Consider the following 20,049-nt stretch of genomic DNA (forward strand, 5'->3'; position numbering starts at 1 on the left):
TTAATTATGAATTATGCGTTTGAACCGCCAGAAACACTGATTGTTTCACCTGTGATCGCAGATGCACCATCTGATGCTAAGAAAACAACAGTATCAGCTATTTCAGAAGGTTCTAATAAGCGATTCATTGGTGATTTACTTGTAATATGTTTTTCCATTGCTTCTTGTTCAGTAGTACCATCTTGTTCTGCTAATTTTGCAAGTTGGTTTTCGATTAATTTTGTACGAACAGGTCCAGGTAATACAGCGTTTGCAGTAATACCATCATCGACTGTTTCAAGTGCAATTGTTTTTGTGAAACCAATTTGTGCGAATTTAGATGCTACATACGCTGATTTGAATGGATCAGCCATTTCACCATGTGCTGATGAAATAGTGATAATACGGCCTTGTTGTTGTTGTTTCATGCTTGGTAATACATGTTTAGTCATTAAGAATGTGCCTGTTTGAATAACACCAATAACTTGGTTCCATTTGTCTAATGGGAAGTCTTCAATTTTAGATATATATTGAATGCCAGCATTGTTAACTAAAACATCGATGGCACCGTATTGATTAGTTACATCTTTGATAGCATTTTTAACCGTCGTTTCATCTGTAACATCTACTTGATATGCAACACCTTTCTCTAATGACTGAGCTGCTGCTTCAGCAGCGTCTTTGCTCATATCAAAAATGAATACACGATCACCTTGTTGATCAAACGCTTGTGCGATAGCATAGCCAATACCTTGACCTGATCCTGTTACGATAACATTTCTATTCATATATGATTCCTCCTAAGCTTGAATTATGACCTAAAATGGTTCGAATAGTGTTTTAATAGTAAATAAATTGTAAAAGTAGTTATAATAATGGATACGACTAACTTAATTGTTGAAAAATCAATTCTATAGAAGCCATACAAATTAGATTTCATGAGATATAACTATTTAATTATATTAAGTTTTAATTTTTGTCGATTTGTTGACAATGATTATTATCTACCTGAAATCGTGATTTGTAAAAGACGTATTAAGATATAAAAGTCATAACTAAATAGTTATAAGGAGAAAGTGGTGAGTTAATGATTAACACAAATTCGGTCCAATATTTAGAAGCGGTAGGACGTTTTGGTAGTATATCTCGAGCAGCCAAACATTTATATATTTCTCAACCATATTTGAGTATGTTTATTAAGGACATAGAAACTGAATTAGGTGTTACTTTCATAAATAGAGAAAGTAACCCTATCACATTAACGTATGCTGGTGAACGCTATTTAGATTATATGAACCAAATTAACTATACATATAAAGAAATGAAGCAAGAATTACAGAATATTTCAGAATTAAAAAAGGGAAGATTAGTAATAGGTGTGAATCCCATATTAGCAGCTCATACGTTATACGATATATTGCCTGAATTTATAAAAGCGTATCCCGGTATCGAATTAAAGTTAATTGAAGAGCCGTCTCATCGAATAGAGCAGCTTCTGATAGATAATAAAATAGATATCGCATTAACGATATTACCGTTTTATCAAGGGACTTTTAAATATGATGTTTTATATTCAGAAGCGATTTATTTAGCATTACCTCCTGATTACGCATTACTCTTAAGTCAACAAAGTGAGGAAAAAATGCGGAAGACATACATGATGATATAAGAAATGAACGATTTATATTATTGAAACCCAATATGGCGTTAAGACATCTTACAGATCAAATTCTAGAAAATCATGATATCACGCCACAAATTGCAATGGAGACAATGAGTGTTGATAATGCATTAAGATTAGTAAATGAAGGATTAGGTATGACTTATGTTCCTGAGAGTGTTAAAAATAGTATGTCTCAGTTTAAAGGACATTTTATCAAACTCGATGCTTCTAAATATGCTAATCACGTTGTGTTAGCTTATAAATATGATAAACTCAATCATTTGTCCAAAGGTGCATATGCATTTTTAGAAATGGCAAAGTCGATTTATAGGAAGTAAAAATAGTAGCCTGAGACATCAATTACGTGTCTCAGGCTACTATCAGTATGATAAAACTTTTATTCGTAGTGTGGCGTTGAGTGGTGAGTTGTTAATTTTTTGATAAGGAAATCAGCAATTAACATTAAACTAAACATGATAATTAAGCTCATAGTGACATCACTCGTAAAGTGAGCGCCAATTCTTATTCTACTAAGAGCCATCAATACACTATAGATTAATCCTATAATAAACATCCACTGTCTCGTTGATAGTTTTTTAAAGTAAAATGCAAAGAACATGAAGAAAGCGCCGTTTCCAGTATGTCCAGAAGGGAAGGAACTATGCCCTGTATTACCATTAATTGTTAGCCAATTGGTAAAATGACCTGCTTTATCTTCAATTTCATATGGTCTGACACGACCCCAAAGTTCTTTCATATTGTCAACGAGTTCTAATCCGATGAGTAATATCATAAAGCTAATCATAGAGACTTTGAATAGTCTTTCTAATTCTGACATATCTATACGTTTTAGCCAAAATTGATAACAAATGAATGCTATAACGATTAAGATAATAAATGAAATTAAGAAACTCAATCCAATAGATAAAGCTTCACCAGTGTTTCCTTCGTTATTTGCCATGCCCATAGGTTTATGCTTTTTAATGTTTTCTGATGTAGACATCATGTATTGTACAGTTTCAGATACCAATGCATTAGTCTTAATTAATGTATAAACAAAAGATACTATCAAAATGATAGTTTGAGCCAATCTACTCTTAAATGTCTTAAACACATAATAGTTAAAAATAATCATAGATATTATTAGTACAATTGTGGGTGGGAAGAGTCCGTAATTTTGGAAAATAGTGCCGAATAACGAGTTTTGATCCATTAAATGTTTAGAAATCGATTGATCTAAAAACGTTGCAACACATAAAACAATAATAAGAACACCTAATGTAGCTGAAGCAAGTTTTTTTGAAATAACCATATGATCCTTCTAGATGTTATGTATTTGTAAAGCGAGATTACAAGCGACGTATCTATACTAAGTTTTCTATAAGTATATTTATGTCTTGTTAAAGGGTAGTAATTATTTTTTAAGTCATTGTTTTGTGAATATTAAGATTATGTAAATGGAAAGTTTTAAATAAAGTAATGTATCTATGGAAATTTTTTGAGTATATATGAGTGTTCATTTGTGCAAATCTATAATTAATTTTATCTTATAAGTGTAATATGAAAAATATTTATCTATAAAAGTAAGCGTTTGCACTATGAATTTAGATTGATTTATTTTAAAATGAGCATATATACAAACATAAGGAGATGGATTGAATGTCAGTATTAGATAAATTTAAATTAGAAAATAAAGTTGCGATTGTAACAGGTGGTGCATCTGGTTTAGGTAAAGCCATGGGGAAAGCATTAGCTGAAGCGGGTGCCAATCTTGTGATTGCTGATATGAATTTAGAAGTTGGTCAACAAACAGCTAAAGAATTCGAAGAAGAGACAGGCAACAAAGCAATTGCATGTGAAGTAGATGTTACAAATATTGATCAAGTTAACGCTATGGTAAAAGAAACAATGGATACATTCGGTCATATCGATATTTTATTTAACAATGCAGGTATTAATGAGCATGTTAACTTTGAAGATATGCCGTATGAACGTTGGAAAAAAACGATGGATGTTAACTTAAATAGTATGGTATTAGTAACGAACGCAGTAGGAGAAGTATTCCGTAAACAACAAAGCGGTGTGATCGTAAATACATCTTCAATGTCAGGTGTTATTGTTAACACACCACAACCACAAGCTGCATATAATACATCAAAAGCAGCTGTTATCATGTTAACTAAAAGTTTAGCTAACGAATGGGCTAAACATAATATCCGTGTCAACACTATTGCACCAGGATACATGAAAACAGAATTAACAAAAGATTATTTCGCTAAAGGCGGCGACATGATTGATACTTGGATGAACATGACACCAATGAATCGTCCAGGTGTTCCTGAAGAATTACAAGGTGCTGCACTTTACTTAGCTTCAGATGCATCATCATTCGTTACAGGATCAGTCATTACTGTTGATGGTGGTTATACTGCATTATAATAATGAAGATTTATAAAGCTAGCTCATTTTTGAGTTAGCTTTTTTATTATTTATAGGTCTATGTACCTGTTTAATAATCAGAAAATTAGAACTTTAATATATCGGTTGTAAATTTGAAAAAGCATGTTATTATATTACTTAGATATCTAACTAAATGAGGTGAAGCGATGGAATTAACGTATCAATTTTTATTAAGAAGCTTAGCGCACCAAATGAAAAACTATGCAGATCGAAGGTTAGATGATTTTGGAATTACTCAAGAACAGAGCCATACATTAGGTTACATTTATCGGCATCAAGATAAGGGTATATCTCAAAAAGATTTGATGCATTTTTTTGATAGAAAAGGATCTACAGTTAGTAACATACTAAAAAATTTGGAGACACAGGGATTAGTTTTTCGTAAAGTAAACCCACAAGATACACGTAGTAAAATATTAAAACTAACAGATGAAGGTGTGTCGTTAGTTGAATCATTTACAAAAGTGTTTGATGAAATTGAAGAACGAATGTTATTAAATTTTTCAGATGAAGAAAAAATAAGATTAAAAGAAAATTTGGAACAGATGATGAAAAACTTAGAATAATACGTGGTTATTGCTAATAATAATAACCACATTATTTTTTGATATATATTTAGATATCTAACTATTAGCCATCTAACGAAAAAGGGAGTAAGAATAATGAAAGACGAACAATTGTATTTTTTTGAAAAAGCACCTATCTTTAAAGCGATGATGCATTTCTCATTGCCAATGATGATAGGGACTTTATTAAGTGTTATTTATGGGATTTTAAATGTATATTTCATAGGATTTTTAGATGATAGTCATATGATTTCAGCTATCTCATTAACATTGCCAATCTTTGCAGCTTTAATGGGGTTTGGTAATTTATTTGGAGTTGGTGGTGGAACATATATTTCACGACTACTGGGTGCTAAAGATTATAGTAAAAGTAAATACGTAAGTAGTTTCTCAATATATGGTGGATTATTATTTGGTATAATTATTGCATTAATTACAATACCGTTTACAGATCAAATTGCACAAATATTAGGTGCACATGGTGAAACAATACATTTCACAAGTGAATATTTAAGAATTATGTTCTTAAGTGCGCCATTTGTTATTTTGTTCTTTATTTTAGAACAATTTGCGCGTGCGGTAGGCGCACCATTTGTATCTATGGCCGGTATGTTAGCAAGTGTTGTATTAAATATGATTCTAGATCCAATATTAATTTTTGGATTTGATTTGAATGTAGTTGGAGCAGCTTTAGGAACAGCTATTTCAAACTTAGCGGCTGCGATCTTCTTTATCATTTATTTTGTGAAAAAAATTGATTCATTATCATTAAATATTAAATTTGCTAAACCTAAAAAAGATATGATGGCAGAAATTTTCAAAATAGGTATTCCTGCTTTCTTAATGGTAGTACTTATGGGAGTACATGGACTAGTATTGAACTTATTCTTAGCTCATTATGGTAACTATGCGATTGCAAGTTATGGTATTCAATTTAGATTAGTACAATTCCCAGAATTAATTATTATGGGATTAAGTGAAGGGGTTGTACCATTAATTGCTTATAACTTTGTTGCTAATCAATCAAGAATGAAAGATACAATTAAAGCAGTTATAATATCTATCTTTGCAATCTTTGCAGTAAGTATGGTAATTGTGTTCATCTTTGGACACCAAATTATTCAGTTATTTAGTACAGATCCGCATATTGTTAGCTTAGCAACATTTATGCTACAAGTTACAATGACATCATTACTATTAAATGGTATCGGATTCTTATTTACTGGTATGCTACAAGCAACTGGTCAAGGACGTGGTGCAACGATAATGGCTATTTTACAAGGCACAATCATTATTCCAGTTTTATTCGTTATGAATAGTTTGTTTGGTTTAACAGGCGTAGTATGGTCATTATTAATTGCTGAGACATTATGTGCTTTAGCAGCAATGTTAATCGTTTATTTATTAAGAAATAAACTAACTGTTGATAAAGAAGCATTATTAGAAGAATAATCATTAGCATTCAATTGGAGGTTGAGACATAAAATTATTGTGATTTGGGAAACCGATTAACGGTGTCCCCAAAGCATGATTAATCGCTTTGTCTCGACCTTTTTTGTCTAATTCGTGAACAATTTTTAATATTATTGTGAATGATACTGGTAATCGTTATGATGTAATGTGGAAAGAAAGTTGAAGTAATAAAGATAGGGGGATTCGATGGTACATATTCAAAGGTACCCAAAAATCGTTATTGCTTTAATAATGATTTGTTTTCTTTCGTTGATGCCATCACTGATGAATGAAGCTTCAGCTCATGCAACTTTGGAAAAGACGAATCCTAAACAAGATGGCGTTGTAAAACACATGCCTAATGAGATTGAATTAGAGTTTAATGAACCTGTTAACTCTAAGTATTCCAATATCACATTATACAATGATAAAGGAAAAGAATTAGGTAAAGTGAAACCATCGACGTCTGGATGGTCTAAAACGTTAGCATTTTCAACTGACAAAGTCGGCAAAGGTACACATACAATTAAATGGCAAGCTATTTCGGCCGATGGACATGAAGTTGGAGACCAATTTGAATTTTCAGTTGGTAAAGTTACTGCGAAAGATATAGATACATCTAATGCCTTTTATGAAGAACCAAGTTTCTGGTTTGGTGTTATGCGATATATTGCGGAAGGCGCTACGATTATATTAGTTGGTTTCTTTTGGTTGAATCGTATAGCCCAACGAAAGCAATTGAAGTCGTTTGATCTATTTCCAAAACAGTTTGGTATTGCATTGATGTTGATGATGTCATATGTAATGGCATTATTGCTTTACATGATGACATTAACTTCTGACGTAGTAGATGATATTTTGTCGCTTGATATTGATGTTTTGATGCAATTTCCATTTATTTTAAGCTCAATTGCAATGATATTATTATATGCGTTAATCGTAATTAGAAATATGGATCGCATATGGTATGTACTTGTTTCAATTGTAATGGTTTTAACAATAGCGATGTCAGGTCATGCGTGGTCACAAACATTTCCGATTTGGTCCATTGTGATTAGGACGATACATATATCAGGCATGACACTATGGATCGGTGCACTTGTATATCTCGTATGGTATGCAATGATTAAGAAATCATTAGATCAAGTGAAGACAGTTCGCTCAATGCTATTTAAAGTAAATGTGATTGCGGTTACGATGATTATCGTTTCAGGTGTATTAATGGCAATTGATGAAACCAATATTTTGGCGATTTGGTCAAATATGCAAACATGGACTACACTAATGTTAGTTAAAATCATAGGTACGATACTTATGATGGGATTAGGATTTTATCAAACTTCAAAATCACTTGGTAAACGTCAACAAGTCAATCGCATAACATTGATTACAGAATTGGTAATGGGAGTCATACTTATTTTTATAGGTGTGATGATGAGTCAAATTAATATTCCAGGATAAGGAGCAAAATGATGTTTAAAAAATTAATATCGATGAGTTTTATTTTATTTATTGCATTAGGACTATTTAAAGTTGCCGATGCACATGTCACATTAAATCCTAATGAGAGCGAGCCCAAATCATATGATAAATATGATGTACGTGTTCCAGTAGAACAAAATGACAACACAATAAAAGTAGAGTTAACAGTACCAAAAGGTGTGAATCTTGAAAATGTAGCACCAGTTGACGGTTTTAGGCATTCTTTCGAAAAAGATAAAAAAGGGAACATCACAAAAGTAACATGGAAGGCCACTGGTAAAGGTATCGGTCCAAATGAATTTATAGAATTTCCAATTGTAGCGGCTAATCCTGATAAAGATGGTAGTTTCAAATGGAAAGCCGTTCAAACGTATGATAACGGTGACGTCGTAAAATGGAACGGAAAAGAAGATAGTGAACATCCTGCACCAATTACAACTGTGAAAAAAGGTGCTAATCCAAATGGCTCACATAGTGATCAATCATCAACTACAAGTGGTAGTACAATTGCACTATGGATAGTATCTATTGTCGCAATTTTACTTTCACTAATTGCAATTTTTAAGAAAGCACGTAAATAATCATTTGAATTAGAGATAGAGTTATATAACGCTTGAAGCATTGCTATTTTGAATAGCGACATCATACAACGTTATGGCTCTGTCTCTTTTTATATAACTCAATTTTTAAAATAGTAATGATGTTGTTGTATTGTCACTTTCATAATGATAAATATGTTCTATAATATAGAGGTGAGGGAGGAAACATCATGCGTAGATTATTATACTCATTTTTAATTTATATGATTATTGGATTATTTAGTGGTTTTTATTATAGAGAATTGACGAAAATGCACGATTTTACGGGTGATACACAATTATCATTAGTTCATACACATACATTAATTTTAGGTATGTTCATGTTTTTATTATTACTACCTTTAGAAAAAGTTTTTAAATTAAGTAGCTATTATTTATTTAATTGGTTTTTCGTGATTTATCATATTGGTTTATTAGTTACAATTGGTATGATGACAGTCAAAGGTACATATCAAGTTATAGGTAAAACTGTTCCAGCATCTTTCCCTGGTTTTGCAGGTATGGGACATACGGCTATGTTAGCCGCATTATTAATACTGTTTTTCTTATTAAGACAGGCGATCATCAAAGAACCAAGAGATTAAAACGAAGAGTCTAAGATATAAATGCCAAAAATAATAGCACAAAGATGATTTGAAATTTTAAATCATCTTTGTGCTTTAGTTATATTCAATACTTCGTATTGACTGACTTCGCTTTCCTAGGGTGCCGTCTCAGCCACGGTCTTCGACTGGCACTGCTCCCTCAGGAGTCTCGTCACCAATACTCCGTATTAACGTGTAATTTTACTTTGGAAAATAAGGAACTTTAATATAATTTAATAAATGCCACTAAACTAAATTAACGAGGTGCCTTATGTATAAAGTTTATAACATGACTCAACTTACACTACCAATTTTCTAAGGTCGAAAAATAGAAAACTTGCTTAATGATATCATTAGAATGATTTGGTTATCACAAAATTAAACACCCTCATATAAAACTATTAATCGTTTTAGAGTAAACCCCAAAACAGATGCATTAATTGAATCTTTATTTGTCCAGTTTCATAGTCAATGTCTCAAGCAGTTTTTTGTGAAGTGATTTGCTTCATAAGTCAAATATCGTATAGTATAATGAAAAAGTATTAAATGATAATAATTTTCAGTTAAAGTATAAATATATGTTTTTTACAGTGTTATTATAGGGGGAAGCAAAATGGAAGACGTTACAATTATAGGTGGCGGGCCAGCAGGTTTATTTGCAAGCTTTTACTCAGGTCTAAGAGGGATGTCTGTGAGAATCATAGACGTTCAAGATAAATTGGGTGGAAAGATGCAAGTTTATCCAGAAAAAATTATATGGGATATAGGTGGCGTAGCACCTAAACCTTGTTACCAAGTAATTGAAGATATGATTCAACAAGGGTTACACTTTAATCCTAAAGTGAATTTAAATGAACGTGTCATAGATATAAGAAAAATAGATGAAAGACACTTTGAAGTTGAAACTGAAAAAGGCCATATCTTCCATTCTAAATCGGTTATTTTTGCAATCGGTGGTGGGATTATAAATCCTAAACCATTAAATATCAAAGGGGCTGAAAGATATCAACTGACGAACTTGCATTATGTCGTGCAATCATTTGGTAGATTTAAGGGGAAAGATGTACTTATTTCTGGTGGCGGCAATACTGCGTTAGATTGGGCGCGTGATATTGCTCAAATTGCGAACAGTGTGACAGTTATATTTAGAAAACCAGAAGTGTCTGGATATGAAGCAATGACTAAAGTTCTAGAAGATTTAAATGTAACATTGATACCACATACACAAATTAGTGAACTCATAGGTAACGAAGAAGATACGTATATTCACCAAGTTAAATTAGAAAACATAGAGACAGGAGAAATGACTATAGCGTCATTTGATGACGTCATCATTAGCCATGGCTTTGATCATGAAAATCCGCTATTAAAGGATTGTACATCACAATTTGAATTATATGATGAATATCGAGTTAAAGGTTTTGGAAATACAACTACTAATATTCCAGGTATCTTTGCATGTGGTGATATTGTACATCATGAAGCAAAAGTTCACTTGATTGCGAGTGCCTTTAGTGATGCAGGTAACGCAGCTAACCTTGCTAAAACGTATATTCAACCTGATGCTCCAACAGAAGGCTATGTGTCAAGTCATAATGATATCTTCAAAGAGTCTAATAAAGAAATTATAAACCAATATTTATTTTAAAAAGAAAAATTTGGAGGAGCCATAATGGTAGTTATCAAACATATAGCGCCGTCCGTAGAAGATTATTTAAAATTAAGATTAGATGCGGGACTAAGTGCAAAGTCCACTGAAGCGGCTAAAAGAGGATTGCCTAATGCTTGTTTTAATGTCACTTTATATTATGAGTCGTCATTAATAGGTATGGGTAGAATCGTTGGAGATGAGGGAACAGCACTTCAAATTGTCGATATTGCTGTTCATCCAGATTATCAAGGACAAGGATATGGTCGTACAATTATGGAACACATTATGCAATACGTTCATGAAAATGCGGTAAAAGGTACTTATGTGAGTTTAATGGCTGATTATCCCGCAGATAAATTGTATGAAAAATTTGGTTTTCAATCTACAGAGCCACATTCAATGGGGATGTATATTTTATTTTAAACATATTCAAAAGGAGTCCTCGACAATGTAACGAGGACGCCTTTTTGTTGTAAGCTCTTATGTTATTTAACACCAAAGTCGACAACGATTCGACCCATGTGCTGATGATTCATTACACGATCAATACCATTTGGTAAGTCATCAAATGCAATGACTTCTTTAATATCATGTAATTGTTTTGGTTTTAAATCTTTGGCAAGACGACGCCAGACGAGTTTGCGTAGTTTAATTGGAGTGAAGACAGAATCAACGCCTAATATACTGATTCCTCTTAAAATAAGTGGAAAGACAGAACTTTCGAATTGAGTGCCACCAGTCATTCCAATAACGGCTATACTGCCATTATTATCAAGCTTATTGACGATATTAGCTAAACTTTCGCCGCCAACTGGATCTATAGCAGCCTGCCAAGTTCTTGAACCTAATGCTTTACCATCATATTCAGGTAAGCGATCAATAACATCCTTAGCGCCTAATGTTTTCAATTTGTCAGTTGCATCTTTACGCCCAGTACTAGCAACAACGTCATAACCTAATTTATCTAACATAAGGACTGATAGCATACCAACGCCACCAGAAGCGCCTCTAACTAATACATTATCCTTTTCTATTGTTAATCCTTCTGTTTCTAATCGCTCAATAGCTAAACCAGCTGTGTAACCAGCAGTACCATAAATCATAGCTTCTTCTAAAGTTAAATCTTCGGGTAGATCGATAATCCATTCGCTATTCACACGAGCATATTCACTGAAACCACCAAATTGACTCACGCCCAAATCATAGCTTGTTACAATGACTTTATCTCCTACATAGTGACCTGGTGCATTAGATTCTACAATTTCACCTGATAAATCTATTCCTGGTACCATAGGATATTGTTTAACAATTGCATTACGATCTTGTGTAGCTAATGCATCTTTATAGTTAATACTTGAGTAATGTACTTTAATAAGGACATCACCTTCAGGTAAATCATTTATTGTAAGTTGCTTAAAATCTGCAGAGACCTTTCCTTCAGTATCTCTATCTACGACATAAGCTTTAAATTCTTCTGCCAAAACATGTTCACTCCTTCAATATTATTGACCTTCATTATAATTTGTTCATTTACTTATTAAAATGATTTCTACTTTCCTTATTTATATTTAGCAAAATAATGCCATGGTTATTTTAATATAAAACGAAGTGAAATTGCATAAAGTTTTAGAAATTAAAATGTTAAAAAATCTGTCTCATAAAAATTGAAAAGAATTGTTGTTGACACATTTAAAATGGACACATATAATTATTTTGATAATGATTATCAATTGATATTACATAGATAAAAATATTCTGTATATATAGCGCGACAAATCAACGTGAAAAATTTTGAAGAGGTGTAGGAATGAAGAAATTACCAGTAATTTTATTAACGTCGTCATTACTTTTAGCAGCATGTGGTAACAATAGTGATGGCGGTAAAGATAATGCTAATAAGAGTAGTAATAATAGTGAAAACAAAGCTGAATTAAAAGAAGCTACTAAAAAATATGAAAAATATACTGATAAACAATTAGATGAATTCTTAAAAGGGACTCAACAGTTTGTCGATGCAATCGACAATAATGATATGGATAAAGCAAAAGAATTGTATCCTAAAGTACGTATGTACTACGAACGTTCAGAACCTGTTGCAGAAGCATTTGGTGATTTAGATCCAAAAATTGATGCACGTTTGGCAGATATGAAAGAAGAAAAGAAAGAAAAAGAATGGTCAGGTTATCACAAAATAGAGAAACAATTATTTCAGGATAACACTATAGACGATACAACAAAGAAAGATGCTCAACAATTATTAAAAGATGCTAAAGAGCTACATGCTAAGGCTGAAACTTTAGATATTACACCTAAGTTAATGTTACAGGGGTCAGTAGATTTATTAAACGAAGTATCAACGTCTAAAATTACTGGTGAAGAAGAAATTTATTCTCACACAGATTTATATGACTTCAAAGCTAATATCGAAGGTGCACAAAAGATTTATGAATTATTCAAACCAACATTAGAGAAAAAAGATAAAAAATTAAGTGCTGATATTCAAAAGAACTTTGATAATGTGAATGAATTACTTGATAAATATAAAGACGGAGACGGATACAAATCTTATAATGATGTAACTAAGAAAGATAGAAAAGCACTTTCAGATGCAGTGAATTCTTTAGGAGAACCACTAAGTAAGATGGCTGTGGTTACAGAATGAGTAAAGTAGATAATCAATCATCGTCTTCTGTTTCAAGACGCTCATTTTTAAAAATGATGGGTATTGGTGGAGCTGGCGTAGTCATTGGTGCAAGTGGAGCAGGTAGTGTATTTTCATTTAAGTCAATGTTTGATACGCCAGAAGATGAAGAAAAAGATGCATATGAATTTTATGGCAAAGTACAAGCAGGCATTACAACACCAACACAGAAAACATGTAATGTCGTATCGTTAGAACTTAAATCTAAAGATAAAAGTGCCATTAAGGATATGTTTAAGCAATGGACTAAAATGGCAGCAAATATGACTGACGGCGATGCGGTAGAAAAGGATAGTAAGAATCCTTTGTTACCACCCGTTGATACTGGCGAAGCTATCGGTTTAGGCGCTAGTAAATTAACACTCACATTTGGTGTGAGTAAATCATTTATGAAAAAGTTAGGCCTTTCCGACAAAATCCGAAAAGACTATAAAGATTTACCACATTTTCCAAATGATCAAATAGACGAAGACTATAGTGATGGTGACATCATGATTCAAGCTTGTTCTAATGATGAGCAAGTAACATTTCATGCTGTACATAACTTAATTCGTCCGTTTAGAGATTTAGTCAAAGTAAAATGGTCACAAAACGGATTTGTATCAGTCAAAGGTAAAGAAACACCAAGAAATCTAATGGCGTTTAAGGATGGTACAGTTAATCCGCGTAAAACGAATGAATACAAAGATTATGTCTTTATTAATAACGGTTGGGCTAAAAATGGCACATATTGTATCATTCGACGTATTCAAATTCACATCGAAACATGATATCGTACTGCATTAGAAGAACAAGAAGCTACTTTCGGTAGAAAAAGAAGTTCAGGTGCACCGTTAACAGGTAAAAAAGAATTTGATGAGTTGGATTTAAAAGCTAAAGATAGTAGAGGAGAATATGTCATTCCAGAAGACGCCCATGCACGATTGGCAAGAGAAGCGAAAACTTCAATTAAAAGACGTGCGTATAATTATACTGCAGGTACTAACGAAAAAACTGGCAATTTAGAAACAGGATTATTATTTATTAGTTTCCAAAAATCACCACAACAATTTATTGATATACAGAATCATCTAGGTCATAAAGACAAATTGAATGAATATATTACGCATAGAGGTACTGCTACATTTATCGTATTGCCAGGCGTACAAAAGGGAGGCTACCTAGGTGAAACACTATTTAATTAAAATAGTAGTGATATTAATGATTGGGCTATCTATTTTTAGATTTACACCTGCACACGCCGAATCAGCCTCAATGAGCGAAACATATGTTGCGATTACTGATGCGAAATCGACAATTGCAGATAAAGATAAAAGCCAATCTGATAAAGCTAAAGCATTAAAAGACGTTAAAAAAGAAATTAAAGCGTTAAAGATTAATAATGATAGCAAAGAAGGCAAACAAGTTAATAGCAAGTTGAAAGAAGTAGAACATGCTTCATCAGACGATGCTAAAGCGGACAAACTTGGTGAACTGACTAAAGCGCTTATTGCTTATGAAAACCAACAATCTTCTAAAGACGCTTCAGGAAAGATTAAAGAGTTACAACAAGCAGTTGATGCTAAAGACGCACCAATGAAAAAAGCCATGTAAGATAAAAATCATACAGAATTACAATCATTAAATAATGATTTAAATTCGATATGGACAAGTAATGAAACAGTCATTCGAAATTATGATGATGGTAAATATGGCCAAATTGAAGTTAATTTAATGCAATTAAGAGTTGCCATTCAAAAAGAGCCACTAGATACTGACAAAGTTAAATCAGCATGGTCAACGTTTAAGAACAGTATTGATACCGTTGATCAAAAGCAATCTGATTCAGACTCAGATAAGTATAAAGTTACTCAACTCAATGAAGAATTAGATAAAGCGATTGCTGGTATCAATGACAATGATTTAGATAAAGCAGATGCATCATTATCGCAATTTGTTAAAATCTGGCCATATGTCGAAGGTAAAATTCAAACTAAAAATAGTAGTTTATATACTAAAATAGAAGATAAAATTCCTTACTACCAAAGTATTTTAGATCAATCTAATAAAGACCGTGTGAAAAAAGGGTTACAAGAATTAAATTCAGAAATCAAAGATACGGTCGGACAAGGTGAGTATTCATTTGTAGATGTAATGATTATTTTCCTACGTGAAGGTATCGAGGTCTTATTAATTATCATGACCTTAACAACGATGACACGTAAAGTTAAGGATGTTAAAGGAACGTCTAGTGTAGTAGGCGGTGCCTTATTAGGTCTTATTTTAAGTATTGGACTAGGTATTACCTTTATCTATACGATTGGTAATAATGGCGTCGTAAGAGAAGGTATGGAAGCTATTTTAGGTATCGTAGCAGTGGTATTAATGTATGTTGTTGGTATTTGGATGCATCGAAGATCAAATGCTCAACGTTGGAATGAAATGATCCAGAGCATGTATAACAATGCGATGAGTAATGGTAATTTAATATTACTAGGTACAATTGGATTAATTTCTGTATTACGTGAAGGTGTCGAAGTCATTATCTTCTATATGGGGATGATTGGTAGCATTACTACTAAAGATTTCATTCTTGGTATAGGATTAGCCATCATCATATTAATTATCTTCGCATTTGCATTTAGATTTATTGTGAAACTTATTCCTGTACGATTCATATTTAGAGTACTGTCTATCTTAATATTTGTCATGACATTTAAAATGTTAGGTGTAAGTATTCAAAAATTACAATTGTTAGGCTATATGTCTCAGCATAGTATTGAAGGATTACCAACATTGAGTTGGATTGGTTTCTATCCAAGTTTTGAAACCATTATTGCTCAAGTCATATTAATCATACTTATTCTTATATTCGTTTTAAACAATCGTAAGAAATAAATAAACATCTCGAATGAAGATATTAGACTTCGTTCTAGATGTTTTGCTGTTTATATGTGATTTTGGCGATGAGCATACTAAATTCAAATAAAAGAATTAAAGGTAACGTTAATAATAAATTAAGTACTAAATCAGGTGGTGCAATGATACTAGCAACTACAAAACATGCAAAATAAATATATTTACGATAAGTACCTAATTGGCGCGGATCAATTAAACCAAAATGCGCTAATCCTAAAAATAGTACTGGAATTTGGAATAAAAAACCAAAAACCAATAGCCATCTTATGAGTTCTCCTAAATATGCTTTTAAACCTATGATTGGTTCGATACTAAGGGCATCTGATAAGTTAATTGAAAAATTAATAATCAGTGGAAAACCAATAAAAAAGGCAAATATAACGCCAAGAATAAAAAGAACTGCACAAAAGATACTATATTTATAGATGAATTTGCGTTCATGTTGATGTAAGCCTGGTGCGATAAATGCCCATAATTGATAGAAAATCATTGGTGCAATAATGCAAAGGGCAACCGTAAATATAATCATAATATAAATTTGTATGGTTTCAGTAAACGAGAATGTGTGCAATGTCACATCAGAACGTTTTACATAATGTAAAAAAGGTTTAACCCACCAATGTGATGATAGGTAAGTTATCACTGTTGCGATAATAAAGGCAATCAGAGTATGTACTAATCGTTGTCGTAATTCAGTAAAATGATCTAATAATGTCGAGTTATTTTGATTGTTCACGTTGTGATTTTGATGCTTTACTGGGTGTGTCTGTAGAATCGTCGTCCATGTGTTCAGCAGCGGATTTAAATTCTTTTAATGTTGATCCAATAGCACGTCCAAATTGTGGTAACTTCGTAGGTCCAAAAATGATTAAGGCAATAATACTAATGATGACAAGACTTGTAGGTCCAGTAATTCCTAATACAAACAAATTTTCCATTTAATTCCATCCTTTATGAGTGTGATTGATTAATTATAACTTTATACTTATTGATAAAGATTATCAATAAGTATTTTACTTTTTAAAAGATTTTTTATAAAACTAAATACCGTTAGAATCAAAACGAGATGCTTGAAGTCCAAAGTGATTGCTTTAATTATGAAAATAATTAATAATAGATGAATTTTTTTAAGAAATAAGATAAAGTATTGTTAATCTACACGATTAAAGGGGGATTTATGTAATCATGAAACAAATAAGGGAAGTAAGTATTGAAGAAGTTGAAACATTACAAAAGTTAGCGATAGATACGTTTTATGAAACATTTGGACCATTCTATACAGATGAAAATTTACAAAAGTACTTTGATAGTGCGTTTAATATTGAGACTTTAAAAAAAGAATTACAAGAACCGTTATCATTTTATTATTTTTTTACTGAAGATGACGACATTGTTGGATACACAAAATTTAATGTTGATGATGCACAAACTGAACCACATGGCCCCGATTATTTAGAAGTTCAACGTATTTATTTTTATCAATCACATCAAGGTGGAGGCAGAGGCAAAAAATTTATAGACCTTGCTGTTGAGAAAGCAAAAGCATATAAAAAATCCAAAATTTGGTTAGGCGTTTGGGAAAATAATCCTCAAGCCATTAAGTTTTATGAATCACGAGGTTTTGTTGAAACAGGACACCACGAATTTATTACAGGAGATGTTGTGGATAGAGATATTATCATGGAAAAGGAATTATAATTATGTATATATCTATGATTTGATTTGAAATCACATATTGAATTATTCGCATATCAGTACAAAGTCAGATATAATGATGACGTTAATTTTTTAATTATGATTAAAATAATTAGATAAATATAAAAAGATTTAACGTTGGAAAGGACGTATTAGATGCATTCATTGACGATTATTGTCACTTACTATAATTCAGAGGAGTATATTCAAAGTTGTATAGAAAGTATTAAGCAACAACGTACTCAAGATTTTGAAGTTATCATAGTTAACGATGGTTCCACAGATCAAACAGAGGCATTGATGAAAGAATCACTTAAAGATTATGATAAAAAAGTTAATTACATTAAATTAGAAGAAAATCAAGGTCATGCACACGCACGAAATGTTGCAATGAAGGAAGTAGAAACTCCTTATTTCATGTTCTTAGATGCAGATGATGAATTAGCTTCTTATGCAATTACTTTTTACTTAGATAAGTTTAATTATACAGATGGGTTAATTGCACCTGTGCATTCATTTATGCTTAAAAAGCCACAATATGTTGACTTAGACAAAGTAAAAGTTAACTATTTTGATGGTAAACGTAATATTAATTCATTTTTAAGAAAGCAAACAGCATGTAACATTATTTTTAGAACGGCTATCGTCAGAGCACATGATTTAAAGTTTAATGAAGATTTAAATGTGTATACAGACTGGTCATTCGTTATTGAGTATTCAAAATATGTTAATAAATTTATGAGAATTACGAATTTCTCATTCTATTATCGTGGAGAAGTATATGATCCATTTGATGGTAAGACATTAAGTGAACAAGACTTTGACATCTTATTCGAAGATTATGTCAAAATGTTCTATGATGCAATGGCACGTGTCACTCATAAAGAGACTAAATCATTTATTATTAATAAATTAGAACAGCAAATTGCGAGAGATTTTGATCCTACACATCATGATATTAAGAAACGATATGCTGCACACAAAGAAACACTTGTTGAACTTGCACGTTATTTAAATGTGAACTTGATTAAACATCAACATCTTATTAACAAAATTGAAACGATTCTATTAATGAACGAAGATACAGAAAAAGCATTTCAAGTGAATCAATTTAGAAAGACATTAAGACATGTTAAAAATATTGTTTTACGTAATAAGAATAAAAATCGCTCTATTTATGAATTAACAGATAAAGAAGACAATGTTAAGCCAGAAACGATTGTATTTGAATCATTCGGTGGTAAAAACTATAGCGATAGTCCTAAATATATTTATGAATATATGCAAAAATATTATCCGAATTATCGTTATGTTTGGTCATTTAAAAATCCTAAAAATCACGTAGTTCCAGGTAATGCGGAAACAGTTAAACGAAATTCAGAAGCCTATTATAAAGCATATTCTGAAGCGAGTCATTGGGTTTCAAATGCGAGATTACCATTATATTTAAATAAGAAAGAAAATCAAACTTACATTCAAACTTGGCACGGCACACCATTGAAACGCTTAGCTAATGATATGAAAGTGGTTCGTATGCCAGGTACGACGACACCTAAATATAAACGAAACTTTAATCGTGAAACATCAAGATGGGACTATTTAATTTCTCCAAACAGATATTCTACTGAAATTTTCAAAAGTGCATTTTGGATGGATGAACCTAGAATGTTAGAAATTGGTTATCCTAGAAATGATATTTTAGTAAATAGAGCAAACGATGAAGATTTTAAAAATGAAATTAAGAAGAACTTAAATATTCCTGAAGATAAAAAAGTCATTATGTATGCGCCAACTTGGAGAGATGACGAGTTTGTAAGTAAAGGCAAGTATTTATTTGAACTGAAAATCGATCTAGATAATTTATATCAAGAATTAGGCGATGACTATGTTATCCTTTTACGTATGCATTATTTAATTTCAAATGCGATTGATTTAACAGGATTTGAAAAATTTGCTGTGGATGTTTCTAATTATAACGATGTATCTGAGTTATTCTTAGTGAGTGATTGTCTCATTACAGATTACTCTTCAGTTATGTTTGATTACGGTATTTTAAAACGCCCTCAATTCTTCTTTGCATATGATATTGATAAATATGACAAAGGCTTACGAGGCTTCTATATGGATTATAAAAAAGATTTACCAGGTCCTATTTTTACAGAACCTTATGAATTAGCAAAACAACTTAAAGATTTAGATAAGGTGCAACATGACTATCAAGATAAAATTGATGCATTTTATCATCGATTCTGTTCAGTTGATAAAGGCACAGCATCTCAATATATTGGAGATTTAATTCATAAAGATATTGAAGGTTAA

General features: G+C 31.8%; 18 protein-coding genes and 3 pseudogenes. 16 read left to right on the top strand and 5 right to left on the bottom strand.

Features of this window, described 5'->3' with window-relative positions; genetic code table 11:
• Window positions 1-11 precede the first annotated feature (11 nt).
• Window positions 12-767 carry an SDR family NAD(P)-dependent oxidoreductase gene (locus JX000_RS02320; protein ID WP_075778142.1) on the bottom strand — a complete coding sequence of 252 codons (756 nt, stop codon included), beginning with the start codon at window positions 765-767 and terminating at the stop codon, window positions 12-14.
• A gap of 299 nt (window positions 768-1,066) precedes the next feature.
• Here JX000_RS02320 and JX000_RS12235 point away from each other — a divergent pair, with 299 nt between their 5' ends.
• Window positions 1,067-1,648 (top strand): LysR family transcriptional regulator, encoded by a 582-nt coding sequence (locus JX000_RS12235; RefSeq protein WP_277395363.1) that lies wholly within the window; start codon window positions 1,067-1,069, stop codon window positions 1,646-1,648.
• Between the two features lie 32 nt (window positions 1,649-1,680).
• Entirely contained in the window at window positions 1,681-1,980 is a 300-nt protein-coding gene (locus JX000_RS12240) for a LysR family transcriptional regulator substrate-binding protein (protein WP_277395364.1), read from the top strand.
• A gap of 59 nt (window positions 1,981-2,039) precedes the next feature.
• Here the strand turns inward: JX000_RS12240 and JX000_RS02330 are convergent, their stop codons facing one another.
• Complete coding sequence (locus tag JX000_RS02330) at window positions 2,040-2,954, bottom strand: phosphatase PAP2 family protein (RefSeq protein ID WP_002452430.1); 915 nt, start codon at window positions 2,952-2,954, stop codon at window positions 2,040-2,042.
• Between the two features lie 347 nt (window positions 2,955-3,301).
• Here JX000_RS02330 and JX000_RS02335 point away from each other — a divergent pair, with 347 nt between their 5' ends.
• From JX000_RS02335 to JX000_RS02375, 9 genes and pseudogenes are all read left to right on the top strand, one after another.
• Complete coding sequence (locus JX000_RS02335; protein ID WP_002452429.1) at window positions 3,302-4,081, top strand: SDR family NAD(P)-dependent oxidoreductase; 780 nt, start codon at window positions 3,302-3,304, stop codon at window positions 4,079-4,081.
• 167 nt (window positions 4,082-4,248) lie between these two features.
• Complete coding sequence (locus JX000_RS02340) at window positions 4,249-4,668, top strand: MarR family winged helix-turn-helix transcriptional regulator (RefSeq protein ID WP_002452428.1); 420 nt, start codon at window positions 4,249-4,251, stop codon at window positions 4,666-4,668.
• Window positions 4,669-4,764: 96 nt separating this feature from the next.
• Complete coding sequence (locus tag JX000_RS02345) at window positions 4,765-6,120, top strand: MATE family efflux transporter (RefSeq protein WP_206140834.1); 1,356 nt, start codon at window positions 4,765-4,767, stop codon at window positions 6,118-6,120.
• Between the two features lie 207 nt (window positions 6,121-6,327).
• The gene (locus JX000_RS02350) at window positions 6,328-7,581 is read left to right on the top strand and encodes a copper resistance CopC/CopD family protein (protein ID WP_145505565.1); all 1,254 of its coding nucleotides are present in this window, start codon (window positions 6,328-6,330) and stop codon (window positions 7,579-7,581) included.
• Between the two features lie 11 nt (window positions 7,582-7,592).
• Window positions 7,593-8,183: a YcnI family protein gene (locus JX000_RS02355; protein WP_206140835.1), complete on the top strand. Its 591-nt coding sequence runs from the start codon at window positions 7,593-7,595 to the stop codon at window positions 8,181-8,183.
• A 188-nt stretch (window positions 8,184-8,371) separates the two neighbouring features.
• Window positions 8,372-8,785: a DUF2871 domain-containing protein gene (locus JX000_RS02360; protein ID WP_002452423.1), complete on the top strand. Its 414-nt coding sequence runs from the start codon at window positions 8,372-8,374 to the stop codon at window positions 8,783-8,785.
• A 319-nt stretch (window positions 8,786-9,104) separates the two neighbouring features.
• Window positions 9,105-9,269, top strand: a pseudogene (locus JX000_RS12295) (IS5/IS1182 family transposase); the annotation flags it as partial.
• A gap of 129 nt (window positions 9,270-9,398) precedes the next feature.
• Window positions 9,399-10,433 carry an NAD(P)/FAD-dependent oxidoreductase gene (locus JX000_RS02370; protein ID WP_002452422.1) on the top strand — a complete coding sequence of 345 codons (1,035 nt, stop codon included), beginning with the start codon at window positions 9,399-9,401 and terminating at the stop codon, window positions 10,431-10,433.
• Window positions 10,434-10,457: 24 nt separating this feature from the next.
• Window positions 10,458-10,859: a GNAT family N-acetyltransferase gene (locus JX000_RS02375; protein WP_002452421.1), complete on the top strand. Its 402-nt coding sequence runs from the start codon at window positions 10,458-10,460 to the stop codon at window positions 10,857-10,859.
• Between the two features lie 62 nt (window positions 10,860-10,921).
• Here the strand turns inward: JX000_RS02375 and JX000_RS02380 are convergent, their stop codons facing one another.
• Window positions 10,922-11,917 carry an acrylyl-CoA reductase family protein gene (locus JX000_RS02380; protein WP_002452420.1) on the bottom strand — a complete coding sequence of 332 codons (996 nt, stop codon included), beginning with the start codon at window positions 11,915-11,917 and terminating at the stop codon, window positions 10,922-10,924.
• 326 nt (window positions 11,918-12,243) lie between these two features.
• Between JX000_RS02380 and efeO the strand changes: the two genes are divergently transcribed.
• The 3 genes and pseudogenes from efeO to JX000_RS02395 all read left to right on the top strand — a co-directional run bounded on the left by efeO (window position 12,244) and on the right by JX000_RS02395 (window position 16,014).
• Window positions 12,244-13,098 carry an iron uptake system protein EfeO gene (efeO, locus tag JX000_RS02385; RefSeq protein WP_145505559.1) on the top strand — a complete coding sequence of 285 codons (855 nt, stop codon included), beginning with the start codon at window positions 12,244-12,246 and terminating at the stop codon, window positions 13,096-13,098.
• Window positions 13,095-14,321 (top strand): annotated as a pseudogene (efeB, locus tag JX000_RS02390) (iron uptake transporter deferrochelatase/peroxidase subunit). Before efeO ends, efeB begins: the two are co-directional and overlap by 4 nt.
• Window positions 14,302-16,014 (top strand): annotated as a pseudogene (locus JX000_RS02395) (FTR1 family protein). The pseudogenes efeB and JX000_RS02395 overlap by 20 nt, the downstream one beginning before the upstream one ends.
• A 34-nt stretch (window positions 16,015-16,048) precedes the next feature.
• On the opposite strand, the gene tatC reads toward JX000_RS02395, so the two are convergent.
• Both tatC and tatA read right to left on the bottom strand, forming a co-directional pair.
• Window positions 16,049-16,771, bottom strand: coding sequence for a twin-arginine translocase subunit TatC (gene tatC / locus JX000_RS02400; protein WP_206140836.1), 723 nt, complete (start codon window positions 16,769-16,771; stop codon window positions 16,049-16,051).
• On the bottom strand, window positions 16,755-16,973 hold the full coding sequence (gene tatA, locus JX000_RS02405) for a twin-arginine translocase TatA/TatE family subunit (RefSeq protein ID WP_002452415.1): 219 nt from the start codon (window positions 16,971-16,973) through the stop codon (window positions 16,755-16,757). The genes tatC and tatA overlap by 17 nt, the downstream gene beginning before the upstream one ends.
• 247 nt (window positions 16,974-17,220) lie before the next feature.
• Between tatA and JX000_RS02410 the strand changes: the two genes are divergently transcribed.
• Window positions 17,221-17,733 carry a GNAT family N-acetyltransferase gene (locus JX000_RS02410; RefSeq protein WP_002452414.1) on the top strand — a complete coding sequence of 171 codons (513 nt, stop codon included), beginning with the start codon at window positions 17,221-17,223 and terminating at the stop codon, window positions 17,731-17,733.
• Between the two features lie 153 nt (window positions 17,734-17,886).
• On the top strand, window positions 17,887-20,049 hold the full coding sequence (locus JX000_RS02415; RefSeq protein ID WP_206140837.1) for a bifunctional glycosyltransferase/CDP-glycerol:glycerophosphate glycerophosphotransferase: 2,163 nt from the start codon (window positions 17,887-17,889) through the stop codon (window positions 20,047-20,049).

Origin of the sequence: Staphylococcus sp. SB1-57, from assembly GCF_017086425.1 — a bacterium.
Taxonomy (GTDB): domain Bacteria; phylum Bacillota; class Bacilli; order Staphylococcales; family Staphylococcaceae; genus Staphylococcus; species Staphylococcus warneri_A.

Bases quoted from the DNA above. Each gene is read 5' to 3' on its own strand.
- JX000_RS02320 (WP_075778142.1), bottom strand. From the start codon at position 767: ATGAATAGAAATGTTATCGTAACAGGATCAGGTCAAGGTATTGGCTAT.
- JX000_RS12235 (WP_277395363.1), top strand. From the start codon at position 1,067: ATGATTAACACAAATTCGGTCCAATATTTAGAAGCGGTAGGACGTTTT.
- JX000_RS12240 (WP_277395364.1), top strand. From the start codon at position 1,681: ATGGCGTTAAGACATCTTACAGATCAAATTCTAGAAAATCATGATATC.
- JX000_RS02330 (WP_002452430.1), bottom strand. From the start codon at position 2,954: ATGGTTATTTCAAAAAAACTTGCTTCAGCTACATTAGGTGTTCTTATT.
- JX000_RS02335 (WP_002452429.1), top strand. From the start codon at position 3,302: ATGTCAGTATTAGATAAATTTAAATTAGAAAATAAAGTTGCGATTGTA.
- JX000_RS02340 (WP_002452428.1), top strand. From the start codon at position 4,249: ATGGAATTAACGTATCAATTTTTATTAAGAAGCTTAGCGCACCAAATG.
- JX000_RS02345 (WP_206140834.1), top strand. From the start codon at position 4,765: ATGAAAGACGAACAATTGTATTTTTTTGAAAAAGCACCTATCTTTAAA.
- JX000_RS02350 (WP_145505565.1), top strand. From the start codon at position 6,328: ATGGTACATATTCAAAGGTACCCAAAAATCGTTATTGCTTTAATAATG.
- JX000_RS02355 (WP_206140835.1), top strand. From the start codon at position 7,593: ATGTTTAAAAAATTAATATCGATGAGTTTTATTTTATTTATTGCATTA.
- JX000_RS02360 (WP_002452423.1), top strand. From the start codon at position 8,372: ATGCGTAGATTATTATACTCATTTTTAATTTATATGATTATTGGATTA.
- JX000_RS02370 (WP_002452422.1), top strand. From the start codon at position 9,399: ATGGAAGACGTTACAATTATAGGTGGCGGGCCAGCAGGTTTATTTGCA.
- JX000_RS02375 (WP_002452421.1), top strand. From the start codon at position 10,458: ATGGTAGTTATCAAACATATAGCGCCGTCCGTAGAAGATTATTTAAAA.
- efeO (WP_145505559.1), top strand. From the start codon at position 12,244: ATGAAGAAATTACCAGTAATTTTATTAACGTCGTCATTACTTTTAGCA.
- tatA (WP_002452415.1), bottom strand. From the start codon at position 16,973: ATGGAAAATTTGTTTGTATTAGGAATTACTGGACCTACAAGTCTTGTC.
- JX000_RS02410 (WP_002452414.1), top strand. From the start codon at position 17,221: ATGAAACAAATAAGGGAAGTAAGTATTGAAGAAGTTGAAACATTACAA.
- JX000_RS02415 (WP_206140837.1), top strand. From the start codon at position 17,887: ATGCATTCATTGACGATTATTGTCACTTACTATAATTCAGAGGAGTAT.